This is a genomic window from Rhizobium deserti, assembly GCF_004358025.1.
GTDB lineage: Bacteria > Pseudomonadota > Alphaproteobacteria > Rhizobiales > Rhizobiaceae > Neorhizobium > Neorhizobium deserti.
Window position 1 is genome coordinate 1 of record NZ_SMTL01000020.1, and the last position, 1,447, is coordinate 1,447.

A 1,447-nucleotide genomic window follows, 5' to 3' on the forward strand; every position below is an offset into this window, starting at 1 on the left:
TCGGTGCCGTCCTTCTTGGCCTTGCGGTCCCAGGGAAACCACAGCTTGATGCGGCCATACTTGTCCGGATGGATTTCCTCGCCGGCGGGACCTGCAACAATCGCCACCTGTGTTCCCTCGATGCGCGGGCGCTTGGTTTCCCGGTGCGGCGTCATCGGCACGCGCGAGGGAACGGCTTCAAAGTGGTTGCGATATTCCGGCTCGTTGGAATTGGTCTCGTAGGAGCGGTCGACGACGCTGTGCACCGCCTTGATGATCACATGCTCTTCATAGGCATGATCGGGATGCGCCACTTCGTAAGGCGTAAAGCGGCGGCCTGCCTCCAGGATGCGCGAGGTGGAAGCGCCAAAAACCCGGTCATGGTCGGCTTCCGAAGCCTGCATGCGTAGCTTTTCCGCCCTCTCGGCTTCGGCGACGGAAGAAATGCGAGCCGGATATTCGTAAAGCTCGCGTTTGACCGCATCCGGCATCTGCACCAGCGACGGCGTCATCGTGCCGGGCACCATGCGCGGCGTTTCGAAGTTCCAGTCGGCGCCGGCCCGCTGTCCCGGCACATAGGAGAAGCGCCGCGCCCAGTCGTTGATATGGTTGCGGTCGGAGGATCCTTGCGCTAAACGTACCTTGCCCTCGCCTTGGGCAGACGGGGATGGTCCAAGCCATCCATTGGCCGTATCCGCGATATGCAGCTTGTGCTTGCCATCCTCGTGGGAAAACCAGAAGAACAGCCCATCCTCCTGAAACCGCCGCGTCAGATAGGACAGATCGTCTTCGTTCCACTGCACGCTATAATGTTGTGCAGGCGGTGGCGTGATGACGCCGGATGTGTCGGGTGCCGGAAGGCCGTGTTCGGAAAACAGCGTCTCGACGATGTCGATCGCGGTCTTGTCCATCCAGATGCGGCAGTCGGATCGCCGCGACAGCAGCCACATCTGCGGCTTGAGCACCATGGAATAGGAGCGCAGCCCGCGGGTGATCGGTGGCCCCTCATTCAACTCCGTCACCAGCCCATTGAACGGCCGGCGAACGGCTGAACCCTCCTCGCCATCGCCCTGTTGAACCTCGACCGAGACATCCATCAGCCGGCCGATCAGTTCCTCCGGCTTGATCCGCTCCTTCTTGGTGCGGGCCATCAGGCGGATCTCGAACAGGGATGAGACGCCCTCCTCGATCACCACCCGTTCGGGCAGCAACTGGTCCTCGCCAAGCGGCGACACGATCTTCAGGATACGGCTCGCCTGGATGAAATCGGCAGCGGAGGAAGCATTATCCATGAGGGCCTCAATCTTACAATCAAGAAGGGCACCAAAGGAACCGCTTGGGCGGAAACCGACTGGTGCAGGAGTATGCACGTCATGTTCGGGTTGAAAGATAGCTCCCTCGCCTCCTTGGTCAACCCTCAAGATGAGGGGCTGGTGGATTAAATCCGCATCCTCCGAATTCTCCTCAG

General features: G+C 60.6%; 1 protein-coding gene. It reads right to left on the reverse strand.

Annotated elements, in window-relative coordinates; translation table 11 throughout:
* Window positions 1–1,271 (reverse strand): type VI secretion system tip protein TssI/VgrG (gene tssI, locus E2F50_RS22795; protein ID WP_133318479.1); only part of this gene is annotated, 1,271 nt, incomplete at its 3' end.
* Between the last annotated feature and the right edge of the window lie 176 nt (window positions 1,272–1,447).